This is a genomic window from Tranquillimonas alkanivorans (assembly GCF_900115595.1).
Lineage (GTDB): Bacteria > Pseudomonadota > Alphaproteobacteria > Rhodobacterales > Rhodobacteraceae > Tranquillimonas > Tranquillimonas alkanivorans.
Genome location: NZ_FOXA01000001.1, coordinates 544,064 through 570,651, shown reverse-complemented (window position 1 = coordinate 570,651; position 26,588 = coordinate 544,064). Strand labels below are relative to the sequence as shown.

The following is a 26,588-nucleotide window of genomic DNA, read 5'->3' as shown; positions in this document are numbered from 1 at the left end:
GGCGGCCCGCATATCGCGCCCGGCAGGGCTGGGGCCCGACCCCTCGCGCCTGCCGGGGAATTTCCGAGACGAAGATGCGGGGGCGCATGTCCCCGCGGAAAGGAACGGCATGAGCCCCCGCGACGAGATCCCCGCGCTGAGGGGAGAAGACGGCGAGGGGTCGGTGCAGGTGCACCAGGACCCCGGCATGCGGATCGAGGGGGCGAAGGTGTTCTCGGTCTATGGCAAGGGTGGCATCGGGAAGTCGACGACCTCATCGAACCTGTCGGCGGCCTTCACCACGATGGGCAAGCGCGTGCTGCAGATCGGCTGCGATCCCAAGCACGACTCGACCTTCACCCTGACCGGGCAGCTTCAGCCGACGGTGATCGACATCCTCAAGGAGGTCGATTTCCACCCCGAGGAACTGCGCCCCGAGGACTTCGTGACCGAGGGCTGGGGCGGCGTGCAGTGTGTTGAGGCCGGCGGCCCGCCCGCCGGGACCGGCTGCGGGGGCTACGTGGTGGGTCAGACGGTGAAGCTTCTGAAACAGCACCACATGCTCGAGGACACGGACGTGGTGATCTTCGACGTGCTGGGCGACGTGGTCTGCGGCGGGTTTGCCGCACCGTTGCAGCATGCGGACCGGGCGGTGATCGTCACGGCGAACGACTTCGACTCGATTTACGCCATGAACCGCATCATCGCCGCGGTTCAGGCCAAGGCGAAGAATTACGGTGTGCGGCTGGCGGGCTGCGTGGCCAACCGCTCGACCGATACCGACGAGGTCGACCGCTACTGCCGCACCGTGGGCTTCGACCGCGTCGCGCACATGCCCGACATCGACGCGGTCCGCCGGTCGCGGCTCAAGAAGAAGACGCTGTTCGAGATGCCGGACGAGGACGACATCGTCGCGGCGCGGGCGGAGTACGTGCGGCTGGCCAAGACGCTCTGGCGCGGAACCGAGCCGTTGGCGCCCGAGCCGCTGCCCGACCGAGAGATCTTCGAGCTTCTGGGGTTCGACTGATGACGTACGAGGCAACGCGCGAGCGGCTGGAAAACTATTTCGACCGTACCGCCGCGGGCGCGTGGGAGGCGCTGACCTCGGACGCGCCGGTCAGCCGCATCCGCCGTACGGTACGCGCGGGCCGCGAGCGGATGCGCGGGGTGCTGTTGGACATGCTGCCTATGGATCTGCGCGGGGTGCGCGTGCTCGACGCCGGGTGTGGCGCCGGCCGGATGGCGCAGGACCTCGCCGCGCGCGGGGCCGAGGTCGTGGCGGTGGATATCTCGCCCAGCCTTCTGGACGTGGCGGCGCGGCGGACGCCGGCGCGGTTGGCCGGGCGGATCGCGTACCGCGCGGGCGACATGCTGGACCCGGCGCTGGGGCGATTCAATCACGTGGTGGCGATGGACAGCCTGATCCACTACGGCGCGAGCGACATCGGCGCGGCGCTGGCACGGCTGGCGGAGCGTACCGATGGCACAATCGCATTTACCGCCGCGCCGCGCACGCCGCTGCTGACGGCGATGTGGTGGGCCGGCAAGGCCTTCCCGCGCGGCGACCGCTCTCCGGCCATCGTGCCGCACACGCCGGGCCGGGTCGCGGCCGAGCTGCGGCGGGCCGGGTGCGGCCGCACCCTGCGGCCGGGCGAGACGGTGAACAGCGGTTTCTATATCAGCCGCGCCATGGAGCTTCGGGCGTGAGCGGGCCGCTCCCCCTGTCGCGCCTGGCGGTGCGGCTTCTGCCCTTCGCGGATGCGGCGAGCAAGGGGCTGCCGCTGGGCCAGCTTCTGCGGCTGTCGCTGTTCCAGATGTCGGTGGGCATGGCGACGGTGTTGCTTTTGGGCACGCTGAACCGGGTGATGATCGTGGAGCTGTCCCTTCCCGCGATGATCGTGGCCTGCATGATCGCCCTGCCGGTGCTGGTCGCGCCGTTCCGGGCGCTGCTGGGCTTCCGGTCGGACACACATCGCAGCGCCATCGGCTGGAAGCGCGTTCCTTACCTGTGGTTCGGGACGCTGTGGCAGATGGGCGGGCTCGCGCTGATGCCCTTCGCGCTGCTGGTGCTGGCGGGCGACACCGTGCACCGCGTTCCCTTCGCCGGAGAGGTGCTGGCGGCGCTCGCCTTCCTGATGACGGGCCTCGGGTTGCATATGACGCAGACGGCGGGCCTTGCGCTCGCCGGGGACCGGGCGGACGACGCCACGCGGCCGCGCGTGGTGGCGCTGCTCTACGTCATGTTCCTGCTGGGGATGGGCCTCTCGGCGGTCGTCATCGGCTGGCTGCTGCGCGACTTCTCGGCCCTGCGGTTGATCCGCGTGGTGCAGGGCGCGGCGGTGGCGACCGTGGCGCTGAACCTGCTGGCGCTTTGGAAGCAGGAGCGCGTGCGCCCGTTGAGCCGGGCCGAGCGCGACCGCCCCCGACCGAGCTTTGCAAATGCGTGGAGCGACTTTGCAAAGGGCGGCGATGCAGGGCGGCTGCTGGCGGTCGTCTTCCTGGGCACGATGGCGTTCAACATGCAGGACGTGCTGCTTGAGCCCTATGGCGGCGAGATCCTCGGCCTGTCGGTGAGCGCGACGACGCTGATAACCGCACTCTGGGCCGCCGGGGCGCTGACAGGCTTTGCCTGCGCCGCCCGGTGGCTGGCGCGGGGGCTCAGCCCCTACCGCATGGCGGCGCGGGGCATCCTGATCGGCGTGACCGGCTTCTCGGCGGTGATCTTCGCCGACCCGATGCACGCCCCGCCGCTGTTCTTCGCCGGAGCCACGGGCATCGGCATGGGCGGGGGGCTTTTCGCCGTCGCGACGCTGACGGCCGCGATGACCATGCCGGCGGCGGGGGCGGCGGGACGGGGCCTCGCCCTGGGCGCCTGGGGCGCGGCGCAGGCGACCGCGGCGGGTTGCGCCATCGCGCTGGGCGGGCTGGTGCGCGACGGCATGAACGCGCTGGCGCTGTCAGGCGCGCTGGGCGACGCATTGAACACGCCCGCCACCGGATATTCCGCCGTCTATCACATCGAGGTCGCGCTGTTGTTCGCCACGCTCGTCGCGCTGGGCCCTCTGGTGCGGCTGTCGTTTCTTCATCCGCCAACCCACGACACCGGGAAGTTCGGCCTAGCCGACTTTCCGACCTGACCACGGGAGGACACCACAATGGTCGGCGTCACGTTCTTCGGGAATTTCGACCTTGCCAGTCTGGCGATCTGGTCGTTCTGGCTCTTCTTCGCGGTCCTCGTCTACTACCTGCAGACCGAGAACATGCGCGAGGGCTATCCGCTCGAGGACGAGGACGGAAAGCCTGCCGCCAATCCGGGCCTGTGGTCCCTGCCCAGCCCCAAGTCGTTCAAGCTGCCCTTCGGGCGCGGCGAGGTGACCGTGCCGGGCGCCGCGAACGAGGCCGCGCACCGGCGCGAGTCGCTGGCGCTGGCGCGTACCGACGCGGCCTCGGGCTTTCCGTTCGCGCCGACAGGGGACCCGATGAAGGACGGCGTAGGTCCGGCGGCCTGGGTGCCGCGCCGCGACATGCCCGAGCTTGACGGTCACGGGCGGCCCAAGATCCAGCCGATGTCGGCGCACGAGGATTTCTTCGTCTCAGCGGGTTACGACCCCCGCGGCCTGCCGGTGGTGACGAAGGACGACAAGGTCGTCGGCCGCGTCACCGACCTGTGGGTGGACGTGCCCGAAAGCAACGTCCGCTACGTCGAGTACGAGGTCGCGCCGGAATTCGGAAGCGGCACGCGACTGGCGCCGATGACGATGGTGCGGGTCGATCCGCGCTGGGTCGACCTGTTTTCGCTGACGGCGGCCCGCATCGCGGACGCGCCGCAGGTGAAATCCCCCGCGCAGATCACGCTGCTCGAGGAAGAGAAGGTGTCGGCCTGGTACGCCGGCGGCCTGCTCTTTGCCTGAGGAGGAGAGGATGGCCCACGATGACACCGCATTCGAGCCGCTTCCCGGCCTGCCCGAGCGCCCGCCGCGCGGCGAGGTGATCCTGTGGCAGGGTCGTCCCCGAACGCTGCCGCTCGCGCGCGAGGCGCTGTGGCTGGACTGGGTGGCGGGCTACTTCGCCCTGCTCACCGTCTGGCGCGTTGCGGTGTCGGCGTCCGGCCAGCCACTGGCGCAGGCGCTGCTGCACGGCCTGCCGTTCCTGGCACTCGGCGCGGCGGCGTGCGGACTGATCCTGCTGATCGCGTGGGCACAGGCGCGGGCGACGCTCTACACCGTCACGACGGCGCGGGTGGCCATGCGCATCGGCGCGGCGCTGACGCTGACGCTGAACCTGCCGTTCCCGCGCATCGGCGCGGCGGACCTGGCCCTGCGGCGCGACGGGACCGGGACGGTGGCGCTGCGCACGGCCGGGCGCACGAAGCTCAGCTACCTCGTCCTGTGGCCGCACGCGCGACCCTGGCGGATGAAGCGGCCCGAACCGGCGCTGCGCTGCATCCCCGATGCCGAGCGTGTCGCCGGCATCCTGGCGCGCGCGGCCGAGGCGCGGGTTACGCAGCCCGAACTGGCGGTCGCCGCGCGCGGCGGCGCGGTGGCGGCGGAATGAAGGAGGCGGCGATGGAACGGATCGAGGGCGGCCTTTACTACGACGCGGAGCGGCGCGAGATGCAGGCCCGCGACCGCGAGATGATCCCGACGCGGCTCGTGGCGGCGATGGCGGCGCTCGCGCTGTCGGCGGTGGCGCTGGCGGCCTTCGCCGTGGCGACCGACCGGCCGCTGGTGGGCCGACCCCCGGCGGCCCAGGTGGCGCAGGTGGTGAGCTTCCGGCTGGAGGGTGACGGCAACGCGGTGCGGCTGACCGCGCCGGACGGGCGCGTGCTGTTGGACACCGGGCAGGGCGGCTTCGTCGCCGTCGTGGCCGACGGACTGGATCGGGCGCGGCGCGTGCACCGGGTCGCGGGCAATCCGCGGGTCACCCTCACCCGCTTCGACAATGGACGGCTGGCGCTGACCGACCCGGCGACGGGCTGGCGCGCCGAACTGGGCAGCTTCGGCCCCGGCAACCGCGCGGTCTGGGACCGCGTGCTGGCGGAACGGTGAAAGGACGACAGGAATGGGACTGCTGACAAGAGTGACCGAGACCGCGCCCTGCACGGTCGAGGTTTGCCACAAATTCGAGGAACTGAGCGCGCATGTCAGGATCGACAACGGCGCGGTCGTCCATCCCGGTGACAGCGTGCAGGTGCACGGCCGGCCCGTGCTCGCGCCGTTCGGCGAGGCGGTGAAGGAACGCCGCACCGCCACGATCACGCGGGCCAGCGGGCTTGAAAGGCTCTGGACCCGGCTGACGGGCGACCTGGAGTTCATGGAACTCTGCGAATTTTCCTTCTCAGAGGAGGCCACGCTGTGAACGTGCAGACCCCGACCCACACCGCCGACGCCACCACCGTCGAGGAGGGGCTCGCCCTTCAGCAGGAGAAGGCGAAGTTCGACAGCCAGGCGGCGACCGACCTGGCGATGCAGAACACCATCCTCACGCCGCGCTTCTACACCACCGATTTCGACGAGCTCGACGCGATCGACGTCACGCCGGTGCGGCCGCAATGGGATGCCCTGCTCGGGCGGATGAAGGCCGACCCGAACAAGGGCCATTTCCGCAAGACCGAGGACTGGGACCAAATCGATTGGGAGGGGATGGAGCCCGAGCTGAAGAAGGAGTTCCTGGACTTCCTGATCTCGTCGTGCACGGCCGAATTCTCGGGCTGCGTGCTTTACAAGGAGATGAAGCGCCGCGGCAACAACTCCGACATCTGCGAGCTGTTCAGCTACATGAGCCGGGACGAGGCGCGGCACGCCGGCTTCATCAACGACGCCCTGCGCGAGGCGGGCGTTGCCGTGAATCTGGGCTTCCTGACCAAGCAGAAGAAGTACACGTACTTCAGGCCGAAGTTCATCTACTACGCCACTTACCTGTCCGAGAAGATCGGATACGCGCGCTACATCACCATCTACCGGCACTTGGAGGCGCATCCCGAGCATCGCTTCCACCCGATCTTCAAGTGGTTCAAGGAGTGGTGCAACGACGAGTTCAGCCATGGCGAGGCGTTCGCCCTGCTGATGAAAACCGAGCCGAAGATCACGCAATCCTTCACCAACAAACTGTGGATCCGGTTCTTCCTGACCGCCGTCTACGCCACGATGTGGGTGCGCGACCACGCTCGCCCGAAGTTCCACGAGGCGCTGGGCGTCGACATCGACTGGTACGACATGGAGGTGTTCCGCAAGACCTCGGCCATCGCGCGGCAGGTGTTTCCCGTGGAACTCGACATCGACAACCCGCGCTTTCGAAGCGGGCTCGACCGGATGAACCGGGCGTTCCTGGCGATGGACCGCGCGCGCAGGCGCGGCGGCGTCGCCGGCGCGCTGGGGCGGGCGAAGGCAGGAGCGGCGGCGGCACTGGCCTTCGCGCAGCTTTACACCATCCCGGTCAAGCGCAACGAGGTGCCCGAGGATCCGCGGTTGGAGCCCGCGTACTGACGGCGCCGCCGGGCGGCGATTTTTCGACGAAAAATCGCGGCTTCTGGTCGAGGACGGGAGGAAGGAGCGTAAGTGGACAATCCGTGGATCGCCGCGCTGGTCGCCCTGTTCGTCTGGTGGTTCGCCACCGGCGCGATCCTGTGGGCGGTCAAGCGCGCCGACCGGGGCGGTCCGGACGCGCACCTCTACACGCTGCTTTTGTCGCTCCCACTTCTGTTCTTCGGCGTCGTCGCCCTGACCGCGACGCTCGACGGGAGCGGCCCGCGCGAGGTGTATCTGGGCTTTCTGTCGGCGCTGGCGATCTGGGGGTGGATCGAGATCTCGTTCCTGGCCGGGATCGTGACCGGGCCGAACCGGTCGGAGTGCCCGCCGGGCCTGCCGCTGCGGGCGCGCTTCGCCCATGCCTGGGGCATCGTGGCCTATCACGAGGTCCTGCTGACGGCGGCATTGGCGCTGATCGTCTGGCTATCGCGCGAGGCCGCGAACACGGTGGCTCTGTGGACTTTCGTGGTGCTTTACCTTGCCCGGATCTCGGCCAAGCTGAACTTGTTCCTGGGCGTTCCGCGCATCAACGTCGAGTTCCTGCCGCTGCCGCTGTCGCACGTGCCCAGCCATTTCCGTATCGCGCGGCTGAACTGGCTGTTTCCGGTGTCGGTCACGGTGCTCAGCCTGGCGACCTCCTGCTGGCTGGAACGTCTTCATTCCACCGGAGAAGCGCGCTTTGCGCTGCTCGCGGCATTGACGGGCCTGGCGTTGCTGGAGCACTGGCTGATGGTGCTGCCCTTGCCCGACCAGAAGTTGTGGCGTTGGATGATCCCCGCGCCGCGCCCCGACGACGAGATGCTGACAAGAGAGAAGACCCATGGACTTTGACCGCCTCTTCCAGGCCCAGCTCGACGACCTGAAGGCCGAAGGCAACTATCGCATCTTCGCCGATCTCGAGCGCAAGCGCGACGCGTTCCCGCGCGTGACGCGCCACGGCGGCGACGGCCCGAGCGAGGTGACGGTCTGGTGCTCGAACGACTACCTGGGGATGGGTCAGCACCCCGACGTTGTCCGTGCCATGGTCGAGACGGCCGAGATCTGCGGCGCGGGCGCGGGCGGAACGCGCAACATCTCGGGCACGAACCACCATCACCTGCTGCTCGAGGAAGAGCTGGCCGACCTGCACGGCAAGGAGCAGGCGCTGCTGTTCTCATCGGGCTATGTCTCGAACTGGGCGGCGCTGTCCACGCTGGGCGCGCGGCTGCTTAACGCGGTGATCCTGTCGGACGCGCTGAACCACGCCAGCATGATCGAGGGCATCCGCCACTCCCGCGCCGGGAAGGTGATCTGGCGGCACAACGACCCCGAGGACCTGGACCGCAAGCTTGCCGCGCTGCCCGCCGACGCCACGCCCATCGTCGCCTTCGAGTCGGTTTATTCCATGGACGGCGACATCGCCCCCATCGCCGAGATCGTCGAGGTCGCCGAGCGGCACGGCGCGATGACCTATATCGACGAGGTGCACGCCGTCGGCATGTACGGACCCCGCGGCGGCGGCGTGGCCGAGGAACTAGGGCTGATGGACCGCATAACCCTGATCGAGGGCACGCTGGGCAAGGCGTTCGGCTGCTTCGGCGGCTACATCACGGGCTCGGCGGCGCTGTGCGACTTCATCCGCTCGTTCGCGAGCGGCTTCATCTTCACCACCGCACTGCCCCCGGCGGTCGCCGCGGCGGCACGGGCCTCGATCCGGCATCTCAAGACCTCGGATGTCGAGCGGCGGAGCCAGAAGATTCAAGTGGAGAAGCTGCGTGCGCGGCTCGACACGCTGGGCATCCCGCACCTGCCGAACCCGAGCCACATCATCCCGGTTATGATCAAGGATCCGGTCAAGTGCCGGCAGATCAGCGACATCCTGATGGACGCGTGGGGCGTCTATGTGCAGCCTATCAACTACCCGACCGTGCCCAAGGGCACCGAGCGGCTGCGCCTGACGCCCGGCCCGCTGCATTCCGACGACGATATCGAGCACCTCGCGACCGCGCTGAACGCGCTGTGGCGGCAGTGCGCGCTTGCCCGGCAGGTTGCCTGATCTAGTTGAGAAGGCGTCCTGATCCGCGCGCAAAGCGCCGAGAGAGAGACGGTGAAAGGGAGACAGCCATGACGAAGTTCTGGATCGCCTGTGCCACGGCGATGGCCATGTCGGCTCCGGCCTATGCCGAGCAGCACGAGATGGTCGGCGACGCGGCGGCCGGCGAGGAATTGTTTAGCCAGTGTCAGACCTGCCACGTCGTCGTCGACGACGAGGGCAACACGCTTGCCGGGCGCAACGCGCGCACCGGACCGAACCTTTACGGGGTGGTCGGGCGCACCGCCGGCACGGTCGAGGATTTCCGGTACTCGAGCGCAATGGAGGAGGCCGGGGAGGAAGGCCTCGTCTGGACCGCCGAGACCTTCGTTCCCTACGTCCAGGACCCGACCGGCTTCCTGCGCGAGTACCTCGACGACCCGCGCGCGCGGGGCAAGATGTCGTACCGCGTACGGTCCGAGGAGGACGCGCAAAACCTGTTCGCCTATCTCGCCTCGCTCGGGCCCGGGATGGAAGAGGACGCGGCCGCGACCAACTGAGCCGCGACCGATCATTCAGGAGCCGCCGGAGACCTTCGGCGGCTTCTTCGTCTCAATGCGGTCGATGAAGGCGAGGATCTCCTCGGCCACGCGCTCCGGCGCTTCTTCGTGGGCCAGGTGTCCGAGGCCGGGCAGTTCCACGATCTCGCCGTCCTGCACTTTCGCGGCGGCCAGAACGGATGTCGCGGGCGGTACGCTGCGGTCGTTCTCGGCAGTCAAGAACAGGACCGGCGCGCTGATCCGGTCGAGCCGGGACATCAGCCCCTCGACCCGCCACTGAGCCATCATCAAGAGCGTCCCCTCGACATGCGCTCGATCCGCCACGAGCCGGCGGTAGAGCCCGACACCGCGGGGGTCGATTTGAGAGCCGGTCGAGGCGAGCAGGTCGCTCACCCGCTTCTCGGTCGAGGACAGGCGCGCGAACAGGCGCGGCACCAGCGGGTTCATCGCCAGCAGCTTGGCCAGCACGGGAAACAGCCAGCCCGCCAGCCCCTCGAACGTGCCGAGCGCGCCATTCAGGCAGACGACGCTTTTCACCGGCCAGTGCAGGGCCAGTTGCAGGGCGATCGCCCCGCCCGCCGAATGTCCGACGATGTGATGGGGTCGCCAGCCGTTTTCCTCGCACAGGCGGGCAATGTCCTCGGCCATGGGCGCGAGGCCGCAGCGTTGGCGGGTGCCGAGCGATGTGAAACCCTGCCCCGGCAGGTCGGGCGCGACGACGGTGAAGCGGCGCGCGAGCAGGGGTAGAAGATCGCGAAAGCTTTGCGTCGCGCCGCCCGCGCCGTGCAGCAGCAGAAGCACGGGGCCTTCGCCGGCGGCCTGCACGTGCCAGCGGTGCGGGCGGCAGGCGACGAAGCGGGAATGCTCGTTGTTCGGCCAGTCGCGGCCGTCCTTCGCCCAATCCACGCTAGCCGTCCAGCGTTGCCGCAAGCGCGCGGGACATGGTGGCGGCGTCGGCATGTGGCAGCGGCAGGTAATGCGCGTCGAGAGTCCCGGCGAGCGTGCGCAGCGCCGGGGCGGGGCGGCGGCCTGTGTCGATCACTAGCGCAGGCCAGCCGTGCCGGCGCAGCGTCGCCGCGACGCGCTGTGCATCGGCCGAGGCCGCCGCGCGGTCGGGGCGGCCGTCGAGCGAGATGTTGGCCCGACCGTCGGTCAGCAGGGCGAAGGACGGCGTCATGCCGCGGCCGGAGGCCTGCGCGGCGAGTGTGGCGGCGACCTGAAGCCCGGCGGCCAGTGGCGTACCGCCGCCGCCCGGAAGCTCGGCGAGCTGCCGCTTGGTGCTGACGAGCGAGCGGGTGGGCGACAGCAGCACCTCGGCCGATGCGCCGCGGAAGGCGACCAGCGCCACGTGGTCGCGGCGCGAATAGGCTTCGCTCAGCAGAAGCTCCACCGCGCCCTTCGCCTGGGCGAGCCGTGCCATGGCGGCCGATCCGCTGGCGTCGACGACGAAGACGAGCAGGCGGTCGGCATGCTCTTCGTGCCGGCGCAGGCGGATGTCGCGGGGGCGAACGTGGATCGCGCGGTCGTCCTGCGCGTCCCGCCGGCGGATCGTCTGCCATGGCGCGGCGGCGCGCAGGGTGGCGACGATGTCGATGCGGGCGCTGCCGTCGGGCCGGCCCGGCCGCGCGGGCAGGGGACGTCCGCGCCGTCCGCCCTGCTTCGTGCCGCCGCTGCCGGAGCCGCGTGCCATTCGCGCCGCCCGCGCGGCGGAGAGTTGTGCGAGGAGTCCTGGGGGCAGCGCGGCGCGCGCGGCCTCCGTCAGCGTCTCGCTCTGCTTGCCGGAGGCGTCGTCATGCGGGTCACGGTCGTCTTCCGTTTCGGGCTCGCTCGCCGTGCTCGGCGGAGCGTCGTCCTGCGGAGCGGCCTCGGCACGGTGGACCAAGGTGAGTTCGACCGCGACGCGCAGATCCTCCGCCGCCAGGGCGTCACGCCCGGCGTGGGCCGCGTGGGCGCGGGCGGCGGCGAGGGCGGCGAGGGGGGCGCGCAGGCTCGAAATGCCGAGGGCGGTGGAGGCCAGGGTCAGTTCTTGCAGCGCGCCGCTGTCATGCCGCACCTCTGCCAGACGGGCGCGTGCCGCCTGCGCGTCGCGCGCCGGGGGGAGGTCGGCGGGCCGTACGCCGTCGAGGAACACCGCAATGGGCAGCCGGTCGGCCAGCGCGGTGGGCAGGGCCTCCTCGGCCGCGTCGCCCTCGTCCAGCGCCAGAAGGCAGACGGCACGGCGGTCGAGCGCCTGACCGAGCCGTGCGGCGCAGCGGGGTCGGACCCGCTCGGCCATCGGCACGATCAGCGCGGCGTGCGTCGACAGAAGTCCAGGCCGGCGCACGAGGCCTCCCGCCGCCAGCGTTGCGCCAAGATCGGTGCCGCCGGACAGCGCGTCGTCCCCCGCGTCCGGCGGAAGGCGGCGGAGGGGCAGGGGCAGCGCACTGGCCCGGTCGAGCAATGCATCGCGTGTGGGGCCGGAGCGGGCGCGGATCCAAACTCCGCCCAGTCCAAGCGGGTCGATCGCCAGCAGTTCGAGTGCGAGCGCGGCGCGGGCGGCGGGCGAAAGGGGGCTTGTCATTCGGCTGCGGTCCTGAACGCCCCGAACAGCCCGTCGACGGTGCGTGCGACGCGGGCGCCCGATCCGGCCTCGTCCAGCGGGTCGCGGCGCAGACGGTGGCGCAGGGCGGGCGCGGCGACGGCGCGCAGGTGCGCCCGCTCGACCACCGCCGCCCCGTCGAAGGCGGCGAGTGCGCGGGCGGCGCGCAGCAGCGTGAGTTCGCCCCGCAGCCCGTCGGTCCCGAGTGCGAGGCAGAGTTCGGCGCAGTCTCGCAGCGTCTGTTCCGGGGTCTCGATACGCGCCACCGCATCCCGCGCGGTGACGATTCGCCGGCGCAGGCGGGCGTCTTCGGCGTTCCAGGTCTTTGCGAAATCGGCGGGATTGCGTTCGTAGGCGTCGCGTCGGCGAATGACCTCGATACGCTGTTCGACCTCGCGCGGGCTTTCGACCTCGACCGAGAGGCCGAACCGGTCGAGGAGTTGCGGGCGCAGTTCACCCTCTTCCGGGTTGCCCGAGCCGACGAGGACGAATCGCGCCGGGTGGCGGATCGACAGACCCTCCCGCTCGACCACGTTTTCGCCCGATTGCGCCACGTCCAGGAGAAGGTCCACGATGTGATCTTCAAGCAGGTTGACCTCGTCGATATAGAGGTACCCCCGATTTGCGCGCGCCAGCAGGCCCGGCTCGAAGGCCGTTTCGCCCCGGGTCAGGGCGCGTTCGATGTCGAGCGCGCCAGTCACGCGATCCTCGGTCGCGCCAAGCGGCAGGTCGATCACCGGCATGGGGCGCTCTACGCGCCGTTTCGACTTTACCTCGGCCCAGCCCGGGCAGTCGGACAGGCGTGCGCTGTTCACGGGGCAACCTTCGATCTGGTCGATCTTCGGGAGAAGCGCCGCCAGTGCGCGCACGGCGGTGGACTTGCCGGTGCCGCGATCGCCGAAGACGAGCACGCCGCCGATGCGCGGATCGACCGCCGTCAGGATCATCGCCTGCTTCATCTCGTCCTGTCCAACGATTGCCGAGAAGGGGAATGGCTGTGTCATGCGGCATGCCTTTCGTATCGGTGGAGCGGCGAAGCGCCGCCCCAGGTGCCCCGGTCGCCGAGAACGCGGAACCGGGCATAAAGCTCTTCGGAAAACCAGCCGCCCGCGCGCACCGCGCGTACGGCGCGGGCATGCGGCCCGTCGGCGCGGGCGAAGGCGGCCATGCTTTGCGTGTCCGGCCAGATCGAGAAGGTGACTTGGTGCAGCCACGGGATCTCGCCGATGCCGATCTTGAAAATCACGTTCGGGTCTTGCCCGATGGCGCGCGAGATGTCGGGCGACCGGCCCCAGAAGCGGGCCAGCCGGGTGGGCCGGATGGTGCCGCGGGTCAACGCGGCCACCAGGCCCGCGTCTTGCGCGGCGACGGCGTCGAACGGCGTGCGGCCGGACCAGCGGCCGCGTACCGAGGTTGCGGAAAGGAACACGGTCCAGCTTTCGTCGGCGCGCCGGCGCCAGCGACGGAAGAGCGGCCTGTCCTCGATGGCGGTGCGGGCTGTGTCCGGGTCTGGCCAGACCGCAAGGATCGCCCAGACGGCGGTATTGGGGACAGGAGTGAATCCCTCGCCAGTGCCCGAACCGCAGAGCTTCCAGAAGCCGCAGTCGGGCATCCCCGCCAGCGACAGCCGCGAAAAGCCCATCTGGGTAAACGCCCAAGCCCGCCCGAGGGGCGAGTTGAAGCGGTGCAGGGACAGGGTCACCGTTTGAATGACGCGACTCCGGGTTCGGGTGTGTAAAGTAAAGATGACATCATGGGCGCGGCTCATAAAGAGAAAAAGGCTCATGCGCTCTAGATAAGGAAAACGGTTGTCAACTTTGTTAGACACAGGCTAGCCTGATTGCATGTTGAAGCAGCCCGACCGCCCCTCAGACTCCGGCACCCGGCCCACCGCGATCGTAGTGGGGGCGGGGCTTGGCGGGCTCGCCGCCGCGATGCGGTTGGGCGCGAAGGGATACGCCGTCACCGTGCTCGACCGCCTTGACATGCCCGGCGGGCGCGGGTCCTCGATCACCGAGGATGGTCACCGCTTCGACCTTGGCCCCACGATCGTGACGGTGCCGCAGCTTTTCCGTGAGCTCTGGCGCGACTGCGGCGAAGACTTCGACCGCCACGTGGACCTGCGCGCGCTCGATCCGTTTTACGAGATCCGCTGGCCCGATGGCTCGACATTCCGCGCCCGGCAATCGACCGAGGCGATGCGGCAGGAGGTGGCGCGCCTGTCGCCGCGGGACCTGAAGGGTTACGATCGGTTCCTCGCCGACAGCGCCCGGCGTTATGCGCTGGGGTTCGAGGACCTGGGCCGCCGGCCGATGCACGCGGTGGCCGACATGCTGAAGGCGCTTCCGGCCTTCGGGCGCCTGCGCGCGGACCGGTCGGTCTATGCCCATGCCGCGCGGCGGGTGAAGGACGAGCGGCTGCGCATGGCGCTGTCGTTCCACCCGCTGTTCATCGGTGGCGACCCTTTCAACGTGACCAGCATGTACATCCTGGTCAGCCATCTCGAGAAGGAGTTCGGCGTCCATTACGCCATGGGTGGCGTCGCCGCGATCGCCCGGGCGATGGCGCGGGTGATCGAGCGGCAGGGCGGTTTGCTGCGGCTGAACACCCAGGTGGACGAAATCCTGGTCGATCGCGGCGCGGCGCAGGGCGTTCGGCTGGTGGAGGGCGAGGTGCTGCACGCCCCGGTCGTCGTGTCGAACGCGGATACGGGCCACACCTACGACCGCCTTCTGCGCAACCACGTCCGGCGGCGCTGGACCTCGCCGCGGCTCGGCCGCTCGCGATGGTCGATGGGCCTGTTCGTCTGGTACTTCGGCACTGCGGGCACGCGCGGCATGTGGTCCGATGTCGGCCATCACACCATCCTGAACGGCCCGCGTTACCGAGGCCTGGTGCGAGACATCTTCATCAAGGGCCGGCTGGCGCGGGACATGAGCCTTTACGTGCACCGCCCCTCGATCACCGACCCCTCGGTCGCGCCCGAGGGTGGAGACACGTTCTATGCTCTCTCACCCGTGCCGCACCTGGGCTTCGACGAGCCCGTGGATTGGGACGCGGTGGCCGAGCCTTACCGCCGGCGCGTGCAGGAGGTGCTGGAGGAACGGCTGCTTCCCGGCCTGTCGAAGCACCTGACGGCGAGCCGCGTGTTCACACCGCACGACTTCCGCGACCGGTACTTGTCGACGCGCGGCTCGGGCTTCTCGATCGAGCCGCGCATCCTGCAATCGGCCTGGTTCCGCCCGCACAACGTGAGTGAGGAGGCCACCGGCCTCTATCTCGTCGGGGCGGGAACGCATCCCGGAGCCGGGCTGCCGGGCGTTCTTTCGTCGGCCGAGGTGCTGGGCAAGCTGGTGCCCGACGCCGTGCCCGGTCCCGCACAGATGAAGGTGGCCTCAGAATGATCGACCCGCATGATCTTGAGCATTGCCGAAGCGCGATCCGCCACGGGTCCCTGTCGTTCCATGCCGCGTCCCGGCTGATGCCGACGCGGCTGCGTGACCCGGCATTGGCGCTTTATGCCTTCTGCCGGCTGGCCGATGACGCGGTGGACCTGCATGACCACAAGCGCGCGGCGGTTCGGCGGCTGCGCGAGCGGCTCGACGCCGCCTATCGCGGCGTGCCGCGCGACGCGCCGGCGGACCGCGCCTTCGCCGCCGTGGTCGAAGACTACGACATGCCGCGCGCGCTGCCCGAGGCGCTGCTGGACGGGCTGGCATGGGATGCCGAGCGGCGGCGCTATGCGACGCTTTCGGACCTGCGGGCCTATTCCGCTCGGGTGGCCGGTGCGGTGGGCGCGATGATGTGCGTGCTGATGGGTATGCGCGACGCCCATGCGCTGGCGCGGGCCTGCGACCTGGGCGTGGCGATGCAGCTGACCAACATCGCCCGCGACGTGGGCGAGGATGCGCGGGCGCGGCGGCTCTATCTGCCGACGGATTGGATGGAGGCGGCGCGGCTGGACGCGGAAAGCTTCTTCGCCGAGCCGCTCCCGCTTGACCCCGTGCGCGAGATGACGCGCCGGCTTCTGCACGAGGCCGACAGGCTCTATGCCCGGGCCGAGGCCGGGATTGCCGCGCTGCCCATGGCGGTGCGGCCCGGCATCTTCGCGGCGCGGCACATCTATGCCGGTATCGGACTGGCCGTGCGGCGCAACGGCTACGACTCGGTGTCGTGGCGCGGGCGCACCTCGCGGCGGCAGAAGGCCGGGTGCCTCGGGCTCTCGGGCCTTCGCGCGCTGGCGAGTGCGGGGATGCCACGCTCGGCCGTGCTGTATGCGCCGCCGCTGGACGAAACGGCGTTCCTGGTCGAGGCGGCGGCGCGGCCGGGCCCGGCGCGGCACGCCTGGGGCGAAGGGCGGGCCGGATCGCTGGTATCGGTCTTCGCGCAGCTCGAGGCGCGCGACCGCGACCGCAGGGCCTTGGCGCGCGACGCGGCCGGCGCTAGTTGATCCCGTATGGAGTGGGGTCTGTTCTTTCTGTTTCTCTGTGCCTGCGCCGCCGCGGCGGCCACGGGCGCGATGTTCCAGCCCGGCGCGTGGTACCAGCGCCTGGACAAGCCGCCTTGGACGCCGCCCAACTGGGCGTTCCCGGTGGTCTGGACGACGCTGTACCTGTGCATTGCGTATGCCGCCGCGCGCGTCGCCGTGCTGCCCGACAGCGGCTATGCCATGGCGCTGTGGGCGGTGCAGATCGCGTTCAACACGCTCTGGACCCCGGTCTTCTTCGGGCTGCGCCGAATGAAGGCGGCGATGGTCGTGCTGGCCGCGCTCTGGCTCGCGGTGGCGGCGACGCTGGTGGCCTTCCTGCAGCTTGACCTGATCGCGGGGCTGCTGTTCGTGCCGTACCTCGCCTGGGTGACGACCGCCGGCGCGCTGAACTTCAGCGTCTGGCGGCGCAACCCGTCCGAGGCCTAGCGCTTCACGCTCGCCGTGACGTAGTTCACCGACAGGTCGCGGTCCGACAGCTTCCACGACCACGACACCGGGTTGAAGACGAAGCCGGTGCGGTCGACGGGGTCGAGGCCCGACTGCCGGATCAGGTCATACAGCTCGTCGGGCGTGATGAACTTCGCCCATTCGTGCGTGCCCTTGGGCAGCCACCGCATCACCCACTCGGCCCCGACGATGGCCATGGCGAAGCTCTTGGGATTGCGGTTGATGGTCGAGCAGATCATCAGCCCGTGGGGCTTGAGAAGCTGCTGGCACGCGGTGAGGTAGGCGAGCGGGTCGGACACGTGCTCGACCACCTCCATGTTCAGCACGACGTCGAACTGCTCGCCCGCGGCGGCCATGTCCTCGGCGGTGGTGTGGCGGTAATCGATGTCCAGCCCGGACTGCTGCGCGTGCACCTCGGCCACGGGGATGTTGCGGGCGGCGGCGTCGGCGCCCACGACATCGGCCCCCAGCCGCGCCATGGGCTCGGCCAGCAGGCCGCCGCCGCAGCCGATGTCGAGCAGGCGCAGGCCGTCGAACGGCGTCCCGGTCGAAAGATCGCGCCCGAATTCGGCCGCGATCTGCGCGCAGATGTAGTCCAGCCGGCACGGATTGAGCATGTGGAGAGGCTTGAACTTGCCGTTCGGGTCCCACCATTCGGCGGCCATCGCCTCGAACTTGGCGACTTCGGACGCGTCGATCGTGGTGGTGTTCATGCCCATCCTCCTGGAATTTCCGTTTCGTCCCCGTGGCAGGACGCCCGGCGAAGTTATATAGCTCTGTCATGGACAGATTGTCGGGTCAAAAAAGCGCAGCCCAGTTCCTGTATCCGCCCATCGACCCGTTCGATCAGCGGATGCTCGACGTGGGCGACGGTCATCGCGTGTACTTCGAACAGTGCGGCAACCCCGAGGGGCTGCCGGTCGTGGTGCTGCACGGCGGGCCCGGCGGCGGCTGCTCGCCGGCGATGCGGCGGTATTTCGACCCCACCGTCTATCGTATCGTGCTGTTCGACCAGCGTGGCTGCGGCCGGTCGCGGCCCCATGCGAGCGTCGAGAACAACACGACCTGGCACCTGGTGTCGGATATCGAGAAGATCCGCGGCGTTCTGGGAATCCGTGAGTGGGTCGTCTTCGGCGGAAGCTGGGGAGCGACGCTGGCGCTGATCTACGCGCAGTCACATCCCGATCGGGTGCGGCACCTGGTGCTGCGCGGCGTGTTCCTGATGACGCAGGCCGAGCTCCAGTGGTTCTATGGCGGCGGCGCCGGGAAGTTCTGGCCCGATGTGTGGAAGCGCTTTACCGACCTGATCCCCGAGGACGAGCGCGACGACCTGATCACAGCGTATCACCGCCGGCTGTTCTCGGACGACCCGGCAACCGAGATCCGGCACGCCCGCGCCTGGGCGAGCTGGGAAAACACGCTCGCCTCGATCGACAACGACGGCCCCGGCGGCGAAAGTCCGGCGGACTATGCCCGCGCCTTCGCGAGGCTCGAGAACCACTATTTCACCAACGCCGGGTTTCTGGAGCGGGATGAGCAGATCCTGCAGGACATGCCACGGATCGAGTCGATCCCCGGCACCATCGTGCAGGGTCGCTACGACATGATCTGTCCGCCGGTGTCGGCGCACCGGCTGCACGATCTCTGGCCGGCCTCGCGCCTGCGGATGGTGCCGCGCGCCGGGCATGCCCTGTCCGAGCCCGGCATCAGCCGCGAGCTCGTGCGCGCCACCGACGCCCTGCGCGACGGGGATTGACGCGACGTTTCCGACCGGACCGCATGCCGCGGGCGGAACATTTTGTGTCGCTTTCGGTTTACTTGGCCCCCTGCGCCGGCATAGGTTAGCCGCCACCTGAAAAAGGTTGGGGATTGTTTCACGTGGGACCGGTTGCACGCATCGTGCTGCAACGTCTTCTTTTCGGCGTTCTGACGCTCTTCATCGTCTCTCTGGTGATCTTCGTCGCAGTGAACCTTTTGCCCGGCGACTTCGCGCAGGCGATCCTGGGTCAGGGCGCCACGCCCGAGGCGGTGGAGGCGATCCGGCGGGACCTGGGGCTCGATCAGCCGCCGGTGACGCGGTACCTCAGCTGGCTGGGCGGGGTCCTTCAGGGTGACCTGGGCACGAGCTTCGCGCAGGCCAATTTCGCCAGCTTCGTGGGCGAGGGGACGGGATCAGGCCTGAACACCGTGGCCGCGCAGATCGCGCCGCGGTTCCAGAACACGCTGTTCCTGGCGGGCGTCACGGCCTGCATCGCGGTGCCGCTGTCGCTGATCCTCGGCATCCTCGCCGCGCTTTACCGGAACTAGGTCTTCGACCGGGCGACGAACGTGTTCACGTTATCCTCGATCTCGAGCCCCGAGTTCTTCCTGGCCTACATCCTGATCCTGTTCCTGGCGGTGCTGAACCCGCTGCTGCCGTCGCTGTCGAACATCTATGCCGACATGGGCCTCGGCCAGCGGCTGGAGCGGACGCTCTTGCCCGCGCTGACGCTGACGCTGGTGGTGACGGCACACATGATGCGGATGACGCGCGCGGCGATCATCAACCTGCTGGCCTCGCCCTATATCGAGATGGCGCGGCTCAAGGGCCTGTCGCCGTGGCGGGTGATCGTCCGGCACGCGCTGCCCAACGCGCTGGCGCCGATCATCAACGTGATCGCGCTGAACCTGGCTTACCTGATCACCGGCGTCGTCGTGGTCGAAGTCGTCTTCGTCTATCCCGGCATCGGCCAGCTTTTCGTCGACAGCGTGAAGATCCGCGACATCCCCGTGGTGCAGGCCTGCTGCCTGATCTTCGCGGGGGCGTACATCACGCTGAACCTGCTGGCCGACATCTTGTCGATCCTGTCGAACCCCAGGCTGAGGCACCCGAGATGAGCACGCTTATCTGGATCGTCCTCGTGTTCGCCGCGCTCGTGGCGGCGGGCTGGGTTTTCCGCTTCGCGGGGCAGACCGTCACCGGCCGCCCGTATTTCCGCGACATGGAGATGACGACGGCGTTCGGCTATGCGCTCGGCGTGTTCACCATCGGCGTCGGTGTCTGGCTCTATTTCTTCGTTGAGCAGGCGGTGTTCTTCCGCTGGGCGGTGCAAGGCTTCGTGATCTTCGCGCTTGCGGCCTGGCTGTTCCGGCTGCTCGGCCGCCATGTCGGGACCGAGGGGACCCGAAAGCTGTTCCGCCACATGCCGCTGACGGCGAGCTTCGGCATCCTGATGATCCTCATCTACGCGATCGTCGCGATCTTCGCGCAATGGCTCGCGCCCTACGGGCAGGAGGAGGTCTTCGCCCAGGTCAACGTCCTGCCGGGCGGCGATCCGGCGGCGGGCGGCGACCCGGCGCATCCGCTTGGCACCGATCAGATCGGGCGGGACCTGCTGTCGCGCCTGATCTACGGCGCGCAGAACACTGTCGGAATCGCCTTTGCCACCACCTGCCTGGCCTTCCTTCTGGGCGGCTCGCTGGGGTTCCTTGCTGCCACCATCGGCGGTTGGCTCGATAACCTGCTGTCGCGGGCGGTGGATGTGCTGATGGCGATCCCGTCGCTGATCTTCGCACTGCTGCTGATGACCATCGCCAGCGCCTGGGCCGGGTCGCAGTCGGGGATGCTGACCTTCTACATGGTGATCATCATTGCCGTGATCGACTCGACCCGCGTCTATCGCCTGTCGCGGGCCGTGGGCGGGAACATCGTGGTGATGGACTATATCGAAGCGGCGAAGCTGCGGGGCGAGGGGCTGGGCTACCTGATCTTCCGCGAGATCCTGCCCAACGCCTATGCCCCGCTTCTGGCCGAGTTCGGGCTGCGGTTCTGCTTCGTCTTCCTGACCATCGCGTCGCTGTCGTTCCTGGGCGTGGGCATCCAGCCGCCGCTGGCCGACTGGGGCACGATGGTGCGCGACCTTTCGCAGTTCATCAACTTCGCCGCGTTTTCGCCGCTGACCGCCGCGCTGCCGTTGATGGCGGCGGGGGCCATCGCGCTGCTGACGGTGGCGGTGAACTTCGTGGTCGACTGGATGCTGCACCGGTCGTCGGGACTGAAGGAGTGAGGATGTTGGCCCTTTATGGCTTCGGGTTGATCGGCGCGCTGAGGGCAGTGCCCGACCGCGGATGGCGGCGGAGCGCCCGCCAGTGTGTTTCCGCGACCGGAGGGTGGCCCACATGACCAACCGCGACCTCCTTCTCAAGATCCGCGACCTGCACCTAGAGGGACGCAGCGACGAGACTTGGCAGCAGATCGTCAACGGCGTCGACCTGGACCTGCACAAGGGCGAGGTGCTGGGCCTGATCGGTGAATCCGGCGCGGGCAAGTCGACCATCGGCCTCGCCGCGATGGGCTTCACCCGCGACGGCGTGCGCATCTCGAAGGGGTCGGTGGAGTTCGACGGGATCGACCTGACGCAGGCCTCGGCGTCGAAGAAGCGCAGCCTGTTGGGCAAGCGCATCGCCTATGTCGCTCAGTCGGCCGCCGCCAGCTTCAACCCGGCGCACAAGCTGATCGAGCAGCATGTCGAGGCGCCGGTGCAGCATGGGGTCATGTCGAAGGCCGAGGCGATGGCCGACGGCATCGAACTCTACCGCCGTCTGCGCCTGCCGAACCCCGAGGAGATCGGCTTCCGCTATCCGCACCAGGTGTCCGGCGGACAGCTTCAGCGGGCGATGACGGCGATGGCGATGTCGTGTCGCCCGGACCTGATCATCTTCGACGAGCCGACGACGGCGCTCGACGTGACGACCCAGATCGAGGTGCTCGCCGCGATCCGCCGCATCGTCGAGGAGTTCGACACCGCCGCGATCTACATCACACACGACCTCGCCGTGGTCGCGCAGATGGCCGACCGCATCAAGGTGCTGCTCAAGGGCGACGAGGTCGAGGAGGCCGACACGCGCACCATGCTGTCGGCGCCGAAGGAGAACTACACAAGGTCGCTCTGGGCCGTGCGCAGCTTTCAGCGGCCCGCCAAGCCGGCACCGGCGGCGGATGCGACGCCGATCGTCAGCATCCAGAACGTCACCGCCGCCTATGGCAAGATCGACGTACTGCACGACGTGAGCTTCGACATCCACGCCGGGCGCACCGTCGCCGTGGTGGGCGAAAGCGGGTCGGGCAAGTCCACGACCGCGCGTTGCATCACCGGCCTTCTGCCACCCCGGCAGGGGGTCATCGAGTTCGAGGGCGAGCCCCTGCCGCGCGACTATCGCAAGCGAAACAAGGACCAGCTGCGCCAGGCGCAGATGATCTATCAAATGGCCGACACCGCGCTGAACCCGCGCAAGACCATCGGCGAGATCATCGGCCGGCCGGTGCAGTTCTATACGGGCCTGCGCGGTGCGAAGAAGCGCGAGCGGGTGCGCGCCCTTCTGAACCAGATCGAACTCGAACCCGACCAGTTCATCGACCGGCTGCCCTCCGAGCTGTCGGGCGGGCAGAAGCAGCGGATCGGTATCGCCCGGGCGCTGGCGGCCGAGCCGCGGTTCGTCATCTGCGACGAAGTGACCTCGGCGCTGGACCAGCTCGTGGCGGAAGGAATCCTGAAGTTGCTCGCCCGATTACAGGATGAGCTTGGACTGACCTATATGTTCATTACGCACGATCTGGCGACGGTGCAGGCCATCGCAGACGAAGTCGTGGTGATGAAGGAGGGAGAGGTCGTGGAACACGGCCCCAAAGCCCAGATGTTCCGTCCGCCGCACCACCCCTACACCGACCTTCTGCTGTCGTCGGTGCCCGAGATGGACCCCGACTGGCTGAGCCGAATGCTCGCCGAGCGGGGAGAAGACAACATCGGCGACGCCGCAGTTGTTAGAATGTGATCGATTCGCGGGAGAATCACTCCCGTGCCGCTCCGGGAGGAGTGTGAGTTCGCCCAGGGCCGGCAGGCCCGCAGAAAGAAGAAGAAACGGGAGACCAAGATGACCAGGATTTCCAGACGCGGACTGCTCGGCACCGGCGCCGCGGCGGGTGTGCTCGCCGCCACCGGACTGCCCGTCCGCGCCCAGGCCAAGCGCGGGGGCCGCCTGCGGCTCGGGCTGGCCGGTGCGAATACGTCGGACAGCTGGGACGGCCGCACGCACTCAGACACCTTCATGATCATGATGGCGTATGGCTGCGTGTTCGACTGTCTGACCGAGATTGCCGCAGACGGTCAGCTGGTCGGCGAACTTGCGGAAAGCTGGGAAGCCTCGCCGGACGCCAAGACCTGGACGTTCAACCTTCGCAAGGGGGTCACCTTCCACAACGGCAAACCGTTCGGCGCCGATGACGTGATCGCGTCGCTGAACCTGCACGTGGCCGATGGCGCGAAGTCGGCGGCGCAGCCCATCGTCTCGGCCATCGACGAGATGAAGAAGCTTGGCGAGCATCAGGTCCAGATGGTCCTGAAGAACGGCAACGCCGACTTCCCGTTCCTGATGGCCGATTACCACCTGCTGATGTACCCGGCGGGCCAGATCGAAGAGGCGATCTCGAAGGGCATCGGCACCGGCATGTACCGTGTCGAAGCGTTCGACCCCGGCGTCCGTTTCGTCGGCAAGCGCGTCGACAGCCACTACAAGGACGGTCGCGCCGGTTGGTTCGACGAGGTCGAGGCCATCGCCATCAACGACCAGTCGGCCCGGATGAACGCGCTGATGACCAACCAGGTCGACGCCGTGAACCGCGTGGACTTCAAGGTCGAGCCGCTGATGCGGTCGAACCCGCAGATCGAGATCTTCGAGGTGACGGGCAACCAGCACTTCACCTTCCCGATGCTCACCAATGTCGACCCGTTCACCCAGCTCAACGTGCGCAAGGCGCTCAAGCACGCGGTGAACCGGCAGGAGCTGGTGGACAAGATCCTGCTGGGCCACGGCGCGGTCGCCAACGACCACCCGATCGGCCCCGCGAACCAGTACTACGCCCCGGACCTGCCGCAGAACGAGTACGATCCGGACAAGGCGGCGTTCTACCTCAAGGAAGCGGGGATGGAGGGCCTGCAGGTCGACCTGTCGGCGGCCGAGGCGGCGTTCCCTGGTGCGGTGGATGCGGCGCAACTTTACCAGGCCTCCGCAAAGAACGCCGGCATCACCATAAACGTCGTGCAAGAGCCGAACGACGGCTACTGGTCGAACGTCTGGATCAAGAAACCCTGGTGCGCCTCGTACTGGTCGGGCCGCCCGACCGAGGACTGGATGTTCTCGTCCTGCTACGAAACCGGTGTGCCGTGGAACGACACCAAGTGGGAAAACGAGCGCTTCCAGAGCCTGCTGCTTGACGCGCGGGTGGAGCTCGACTCGGCCAAGCGGGCCGAGATGTACCGCGAGATGCAGTCGCTCTGCTCGACCGATGGCGGCACCGTGGTCCCGATGTACGCGAACTACGTCGACGCCGCGTCAAAGTCGCTGACGAACTCGGGCACCATCGGCAACGCGTGGCAGATGGACAACTCGCGCTTCATCGAGCGCTGGTGGTTCAGCTGATCGCCGCCTGACGCGACACCGCGCCCCGCCGGACCGGCGGGGCGTTTTTTTTTGATTGACCTGGTGAGGCGCCTGCGGCGCCACGCCTTTCGTGGCGCGCCCTGCGGGCGCGCGATGCCTTCGGCGAGGATATTTCAGGACCGAAGATGCCCCGCTTCGCCGGGAGCGGTCATTGCCTCTTGCAGACTCGGGGCGCGGTGCGTATATGCACCTCAACAGCGGCGCGTCGGGGTCCTACCCGAGGCTCCACCGGAAAGCATGACGGGCCGCGCGCCCGTTTTTTTGTGTTCGGAACAATGTCAGATCTTATCGCTAAGGCCCAGATCGACCGGCGGCTCGCCGAAGTCATCACCCCCGTGATCGAGGATATGGGGTTCGAGCTGATCCGCGTGCGCTATCAAGGCGGCAAGAAACCCACCGTTCAGATCATGGCCGACCGCCCCGAGGGCGGGATCGAGGTCGACGAGTGCGGTGAAATCTCGACCGCCGTGTCGGCCACGCTGGACGTCGAGGACCCGATCGAGGACGCCTATACCTTGGAAGTATCGTCGCCCGGGATCGACCGACCGTTGACGCGCTTGAAGGACTTCGACGTGTGGTCGGGCTATGTCGCGAAGCTTGAGACGACCGAGCTGATCGACGGTCGCCGCCGCTTCAAGGGAACGCTCGCCGGGACCGAGGGTGACGAGGTGCTGATCGAGATCGAGGAAGGCACCATCGGCCTCGAGTTCGAGTGGCTGTCGGACGCCAAGCTCGTGCTGACCGACGATCTGATCCGCGACGTCCTGCGAGCCCGCAAGGACGCCGGCAACATCGACGAGACCCAATTCGACGAGATCGAGACCATCCTCGACGACGAGGACGATCCTAAGAACCCGGCCGGACGGGCCAAGGAGGACTGACAGATGGCGATTACTTCGGCCAACCAGCTTGAACTGTTGCAGACCGCCGAGGCGGTGGCGCGGGAAAAGATGATCGACCCCGGGCTCGTCGTGGAAGCGATGGAGGAAAGCCTCTCGCGCGCGGCGAAAAGCCGTTACGGCTCGGAGATGGATATCCGTGTCAAGATCGATCGCAAGACCGGTCGGGCGACCTTCACCCGCGTGCGCACGGTGGTGGCCGATGACGAGCTCGAGAACTACCAGGCCGAGCTGACCGTCGAGCAGGCCAAGCAGTACATGGAGAACCCGCAGATCGGCGACGAGATCCGCGATGAGGTTCCGCCCGTGGAAATGGGCCGGATCGCGGCGCAATCGGCCAAGCAGGTGATCCTGCAGAAGGTCCGTGAGGCCGAGCGCGATCGCCAGTACGAAGAGTTCAAGGACCGCGCGGGCACCATCATCAACGGTGTCGTCAAGCGCGAGGAATACGGCAACGTCATCGTCGATATCGGCCGGGGCGAGGGAATTCTGCGCCGGAACGAGAAGATCGGCCGCGAAAGCTATCGCCCGAACGATCGCATCCGCTGCTACATCAAGGACGTCCGCCGCGAGGCGCGCGGCCCGCAAATCTTCCTCAGCCGCACCGCGCCCGAGTTCATGGCCGAGCTGTTCAAGATGGAAGTGCCCGAGATCTACGACGGCATCATCGAGATCAAGGCCGTGGCCCGCGATCCGGGCAGCCGCGCGAAGATTGGCGTGGTGTCCTATGACGGCTCGATTGACCCGGTCGGCGCCTGTGTCGGCATGCGCGGCAGCCGCGTACAGGCCGTGGTGAACGAGCTTCAGGGCGAGAAGATCGACATCATCCCGTGGAACGAGGATATGCCGACGTTCCTGGTCAACGCGCTTCAGCCGGCCGAGGTGTCGAAGGTCGTGCTGGACGAGGAAGCTGAGCGGATCGAGGTCGTCGTGCCCGACGACCAGCTGAGCCTCGCCATCGGCCGCCGCGGTCAGAACGTGCGCCTGGCGTCGCAGCTTACCGGTCTGGATATCGACATCATGACCGAGGAAGAGGAAAGCCAGCGCCGGCAGGCCGAGTTCGAAGAGCGCACCAAGCTATTCATGGACACGCTGGACCTGGACGAGTTCTTTGCCCAGCTGCTGGTCTCGGAAGGCTTCACCAACCTCGAAGAGGTCGCCTACGTCGAGCAGGACGAGCTTCTGGTGATCGAAGGCGTGGACGAGGACACCGCCGCCGAGCTTCAGGCGCGGGCCCGCGACTACATTGAGGAACAGAACCGCAAGGCGCTGGAACATGCTCGTGAACTGGGTGTGGAGGACAGCCTGGTTGAATTTGGCGGCCTGACTCCCCAGATGATCGAGGCACTGGCGGAAGACGGCGTGAAGACGCTCGAGGATTTCGCCACCTGTGCCGACTGGGAACTGGCCGGCGGCTGGACCACGGTCGACGGCGAGCGCGTGAAGGACGACGGCGTGCTCGAAAAATTCGACGTCAGCCTTGAGGAAGCGCAGGATCTGGTGATGACCGCACGCATCCAGCTTGGATGGGTGGATCCCGCCGAACTTGAGCCGGAGGAGCCCGAAGAGGGCGAAGGCGTCGAAACCGAAGAAGAGGCCGGGGCCTGATCGCGGGTCCGGAG

25 protein-coding genes and 1 pseudogene are annotated in these 26,588 nt (G+C 68.2%); 21 read left to right on the top strand and 5 right to left on the bottom strand.

Annotation, left to right across the window (positions count from 1 at the left end):
* Positions 1-109 precede the first annotated feature (109 nt).
* The 11 genes from bchL to BM162_RS02830 all read left to right on the top strand — a co-directional run bounded on the left by bchL (position 110) and on the right by BM162_RS02830 (position 9,077).
* On the top strand, positions 110-1,006 hold the full coding sequence (gene bchL / locus BM162_RS02880; protein WP_093417393.1) for a ferredoxin:protochlorophyllide reductase (ATP-dependent) iron-sulfur ATP-binding protein: 897 nt from the start codon (positions 110-112) through the stop codon (positions 1,004-1,006).
* The gene (gene bchM / locus BM162_RS02875; RefSeq protein WP_093417391.1) at positions 1,006-1,686 is read left to right on the top strand and encodes a magnesium protoporphyrin IX methyltransferase; all 681 of its coding nucleotides are present in this window, start codon (positions 1,006-1,008) and stop codon (positions 1,684-1,686) included. The genes bchL and bchM overlap by 1 nt, the downstream gene beginning before the upstream one ends.
* Positions 1,683-3,116, top strand: a complete 1,434-nt coding sequence (locus BM162_RS02870) for an MFS transporter (RefSeq protein ID WP_245759148.1) — start codon at positions 1,683-1,685, stop codon at positions 3,114-3,116. Before bchM ends, BM162_RS02870 begins: the two co-directional genes overlap by 4 nt.
* A gap of 18 nt (positions 3,117-3,134) precedes the next feature.
* On the top strand, positions 3,135-3,890 hold the full coding sequence (puhA, locus tag BM162_RS02865) for a photosynthetic reaction center subunit H (protein ID WP_093417389.1): 756 nt from the start codon (positions 3,135-3,137) through the stop codon (positions 3,888-3,890).
* A gap of 10 nt (positions 3,891-3,900) precedes the next feature.
* Entirely contained in the window at positions 3,901-4,533 is a 633-nt protein-coding gene (gene puhB, locus BM162_RS02860; RefSeq protein WP_093417386.1) for a photosynthetic complex putative assembly protein PuhB, read from the top strand.
* 11 nt (positions 4,534-4,544) lie between these two features.
* The gene (gene puhC / locus BM162_RS02855; RefSeq protein WP_177215023.1) at positions 4,545-5,027 is read left to right on the top strand and encodes a photosynthetic complex assembly protein PuhC; all 483 of its coding nucleotides are present in this window, start codon (positions 4,545-4,547) and stop codon (positions 5,025-5,027) included.
* Between the two features lie 13 nt (positions 5,028-5,040).
* Positions 5,041-5,337, top strand: a complete 297-nt coding sequence (locus BM162_RS02850) for an O2-dependent cyclase accessory protein (protein ID WP_093417381.1) — start codon at positions 5,041-5,043, stop codon at positions 5,335-5,337.
* Entirely contained in the window at positions 5,334-6,464 is a 1,131-nt protein-coding gene (acsF, locus tag BM162_RS02845; RefSeq protein WP_439332811.1) for a magnesium-protoporphyrin IX monomethyl ester (oxidative) cyclase, read from the top strand. Before BM162_RS02850 ends, acsF begins: the two co-directional genes overlap by 4 nt.
* A gap of 72 nt (positions 6,465-6,536) precedes the next feature.
* Positions 6,537-7,337 (top strand): putative photosynthetic complex assembly protein PuhE, encoded by an 801-nt coding sequence (puhE, locus tag BM162_RS02840; RefSeq protein WP_093417378.1) that lies wholly within the window; start codon positions 6,537-6,539, stop codon positions 7,335-7,337.
* Positions 7,327-8,541, top strand: coding sequence for a 5-aminolevulinate synthase (gene hemA, locus BM162_RS02835; protein WP_093417376.1), 1,215 nt, complete (start codon positions 7,327-7,329; stop codon positions 8,539-8,541). Before puhE ends, hemA begins: the two co-directional genes overlap by 11 nt.
* Positions 8,542-8,609: 68 nt before the next feature.
* Positions 8,610-9,077 carry a c-type cytochrome gene (locus tag BM162_RS02830; RefSeq protein ID WP_093417373.1) on the top strand — a complete coding sequence of 156 codons (468 nt, stop codon included), beginning with the start codon at positions 8,610-8,612 and terminating at the stop codon, positions 9,075-9,077.
* Between the two features lie 15 nt (positions 9,078-9,092).
* Here BM162_RS02830 and bchO read toward each other — a convergent pair whose 3' ends face one another.
* The 4 genes from bchO to crtA are packed head-to-tail and all read right to left on the bottom strand — an operon-like array spanning position 9,093 to position 13,357.
* Positions 9,093-9,983, bottom strand: a complete 891-nt coding sequence (gene bchO, locus BM162_RS02825) for an alpha/beta fold hydrolase BchO (protein ID WP_245759147.1) — start codon at positions 9,981-9,983, stop codon at positions 9,093-9,095.
* Between the two features lies 1 nt (position 9,984).
* On the bottom strand, positions 9,985-11,637 hold the full coding sequence (locus BM162_RS02820) for a magnesium chelatase subunit D (protein WP_093417368.1): 1,653 nt from the start codon (positions 11,635-11,637) through the stop codon (positions 9,985-9,987).
* Positions 11,634-12,659: a magnesium chelatase ATPase subunit I gene (gene bchI / locus BM162_RS02815; RefSeq protein WP_093417365.1), complete on the bottom strand. Its 1,026-nt coding sequence runs from the start codon at positions 12,657-12,659 to the stop codon at positions 11,634-11,636. The genes BM162_RS02820 and bchI overlap by 4 nt, the downstream gene beginning before the upstream one ends.
* Entirely contained in the window at positions 12,656-13,357 is a 702-nt protein-coding gene (gene crtA / locus BM162_RS02810; RefSeq protein ID WP_342741132.1) for a spheroidene monooxygenase, read from the bottom strand. Before crtA ends, bchI begins: the two co-directional genes overlap by 4 nt.
* Positions 13,358-13,499: 142 nt before the next feature.
* Between crtA and BM162_RS02805 the strand changes: the two genes are divergently transcribed.
* The 3 genes from BM162_RS02805 to tspO are packed head-to-tail and all read left to right on the top strand — an operon-like array spanning position 13,500 to position 16,570.
* Positions 13,500-15,059 (top strand): phytoene desaturase, encoded by a 1,560-nt coding sequence (locus BM162_RS02805; RefSeq protein WP_093417360.1) that lies wholly within the window; start codon positions 13,500-13,502, stop codon positions 15,057-15,059.
* Positions 15,056-16,105 carry a 15-cis-phytoene synthase gene (crtB, locus tag BM162_RS02800; protein ID WP_093417359.1) on the top strand — a complete coding sequence of 350 codons (1,050 nt, stop codon included), beginning with the start codon at positions 15,056-15,058 and terminating at the stop codon, positions 16,103-16,105. The genes BM162_RS02805 and crtB overlap by 4 nt, the downstream gene beginning before the upstream one ends.
* A 6-nt stretch (positions 16,106-16,111) precedes the next feature.
* The gene (tspO, locus tag BM162_RS02795; protein ID WP_093417356.1) at positions 16,112-16,570 is read left to right on the top strand and encodes a tryptophan-rich sensory protein TspO; all 459 of its coding nucleotides are present in this window, start codon (positions 16,112-16,114) and stop codon (positions 16,568-16,570) included.
* Here tspO and ubiG read toward each other — a convergent pair.
* Positions 16,567-17,304, bottom strand: a complete 738-nt coding sequence (gene ubiG / locus BM162_RS02790; RefSeq protein ID WP_093417354.1) for a bifunctional 2-polyprenyl-6-hydroxyphenol methylase/3-demethylubiquinol 3-O-methyltransferase UbiG — start codon at positions 17,302-17,304, stop codon at positions 16,567-16,569. The two genes, tspO and ubiG, sit on opposite strands and share 4 nt — an antisense overlap.
* A gap of 68 nt (positions 17,305-17,372) precedes the next feature.
* Here ubiG and pip point away from each other — a divergent pair, with 68 nt between their 5' ends.
* The 7 genes and pseudogenes from pip (at position 17,373) to nusA (ending at position 26,574) form a co-directional block, all read left to right on the top strand.
* Positions 17,373-18,347, top strand: a complete 975-nt coding sequence (pip, locus tag BM162_RS02785; RefSeq protein WP_093417351.1) for a prolyl aminopeptidase — start codon at positions 17,373-17,375, stop codon at positions 18,345-18,347.
* Between the two features lie 122 nt (positions 18,348-18,469).
* Positions 18,470-19,468: pseudogene (locus BM162_RS02780) on the top strand (ABC transporter permease).
* Positions 19,465-20,637 (top strand): ABC transporter permease, encoded by a 1,173-nt coding sequence (locus BM162_RS02775; RefSeq protein ID WP_093417349.1) that lies wholly within the window; start codon positions 19,465-19,467, stop codon positions 20,635-20,637. Before BM162_RS02780 ends, BM162_RS02775 begins: the two are co-directional and overlap by 4 nt.
* 112 nt (positions 20,638-20,749) lie before the next feature.
* Positions 20,750-22,402 (top strand): ABC transporter ATP-binding protein, encoded by a 1,653-nt coding sequence (locus BM162_RS02770; RefSeq protein ID WP_093417346.1) that lies wholly within the window; start codon positions 20,750-20,752, stop codon positions 22,400-22,402.
* A gap of 99 nt (positions 22,403-22,501) precedes the next feature.
* Positions 22,502-24,046 carry an ABC transporter substrate-binding protein gene (locus tag BM162_RS02765; protein WP_093417802.1) on the top strand — a complete coding sequence of 515 codons (1,545 nt, stop codon included), beginning with the start codon at positions 22,502-22,504 and terminating at the stop codon, positions 24,044-24,046.
* A 296-nt stretch (positions 24,047-24,342) separates the two neighbouring features.
* The gene (rimP, locus tag BM162_RS02760; RefSeq protein ID WP_093417344.1) at positions 24,343-24,948 is read left to right on the top strand and encodes a ribosome maturation factor RimP; all 606 of its coding nucleotides are present in this window, start codon (positions 24,343-24,345) and stop codon (positions 24,946-24,948) included.
* Positions 24,949-24,951: 3 nt separating this feature from the next.
* Entirely contained in the window at positions 24,952-26,574 is a 1,623-nt protein-coding gene (gene nusA, locus BM162_RS02755) for a transcription termination factor NusA (protein ID WP_093417341.1), read from the top strand.
* Positions 26,575-26,588: the final 14 nt, after the last annotated feature.

Coding starts and splice junctions, on each gene's coding strand:
- bchL (WP_093417393.1), top strand. CDS start 110: ATGAGCCCCCGCGACGAGATCCCCGCGCTGAGGGGAGAAGACGGCGAG.
- bchM (WP_093417391.1), top strand. CDS start 1,006: ATGACGTACGAGGCAACGCGCGAGCGGCTGGAAAACTATTTCGACCGT.
- puhA (WP_093417389.1), top strand. CDS start 3,135: ATGGTCGGCGTCACGTTCTTCGGGAATTTCGACCTTGCCAGTCTGGCG.
- puhB (WP_093417386.1), top strand. CDS start 3,901: ATGGCCCACGATGACACCGCATTCGAGCCGCTTCCCGGCCTGCCCGAG.
- puhC (WP_177215023.1), top strand. CDS start 4,545: ATGGAACGGATCGAGGGCGGCCTTTACTACGACGCGGAGCGGCGCGAG.
- BM162_RS02850 (WP_093417381.1), top strand. CDS start 5,041: ATGGGACTGCTGACAAGAGTGACCGAGACCGCGCCCTGCACGGTCGAG.
- hemA (WP_093417376.1), top strand. CDS start 7,327: ATGGACTTTGACCGCCTCTTCCAGGCCCAGCTCGACGACCTGAAGGCC.
- BM162_RS02830 (WP_093417373.1), top strand. CDS start 8,610: ATGACGAAGTTCTGGATCGCCTGTGCCACGGCGATGGCCATGTCGGCT.
- BM162_RS02820 (WP_093417368.1), bottom strand. CDS start 11,637: ATGACAAGCCCCCTTTCGCCCGCCGCCCGCGCCGCGCTCGCACTCGAA.
- bchI (WP_093417365.1), bottom strand. CDS start 12,659: ATGACACAGCCATTCCCCTTCTCGGCAATCGTTGGACAGGACGAGATG.
- BM162_RS02805 (WP_093417360.1), top strand. CDS start 13,500: ATGTTGAAGCAGCCCGACCGCCCCTCAGACTCCGGCACCCGGCCCACC.
- crtB (WP_093417359.1), top strand. CDS start 15,056: ATGATCGACCCGCATGATCTTGAGCATTGCCGAAGCGCGATCCGCCAC.
- tspO (WP_093417356.1), top strand. CDS start 16,112: ATGGAGTGGGGTCTGTTCTTTCTGTTTCTCTGTGCCTGCGCCGCCGCG.
- ubiG (WP_093417354.1), bottom strand. CDS start 17,304: ATGAACACCACCACGATCGACGCGTCCGAAGTCGCCAAGTTCGAGGCG.
- pip (WP_093417351.1), top strand. CDS start 17,373: ATGGACAGATTGTCGGGTCAAAAAAGCGCAGCCCAGTTCCTGTATCCG.
- BM162_RS02775 (WP_093417349.1), top strand. CDS start 19,465: ATGAGCACGCTTATCTGGATCGTCCTCGTGTTCGCCGCGCTCGTGGCG.
- BM162_RS02770 (WP_093417346.1), top strand. CDS start 20,750: ATGACCAACCGCGACCTCCTTCTCAAGATCCGCGACCTGCACCTAGAG.
- BM162_RS02765 (WP_093417802.1), top strand. CDS start 22,502: ATGACCAGGATTTCCAGACGCGGACTGCTCGGCACCGGCGCCGCGGCG.
- rimP (WP_093417344.1), top strand. CDS start 24,343: ATGTCAGATCTTATCGCTAAGGCCCAGATCGACCGGCGGCTCGCCGAA.
- nusA (WP_093417341.1), top strand. CDS start 24,952: ATGGCGATTACTTCGGCCAACCAGCTTGAACTGTTGCAGACCGCCGAG.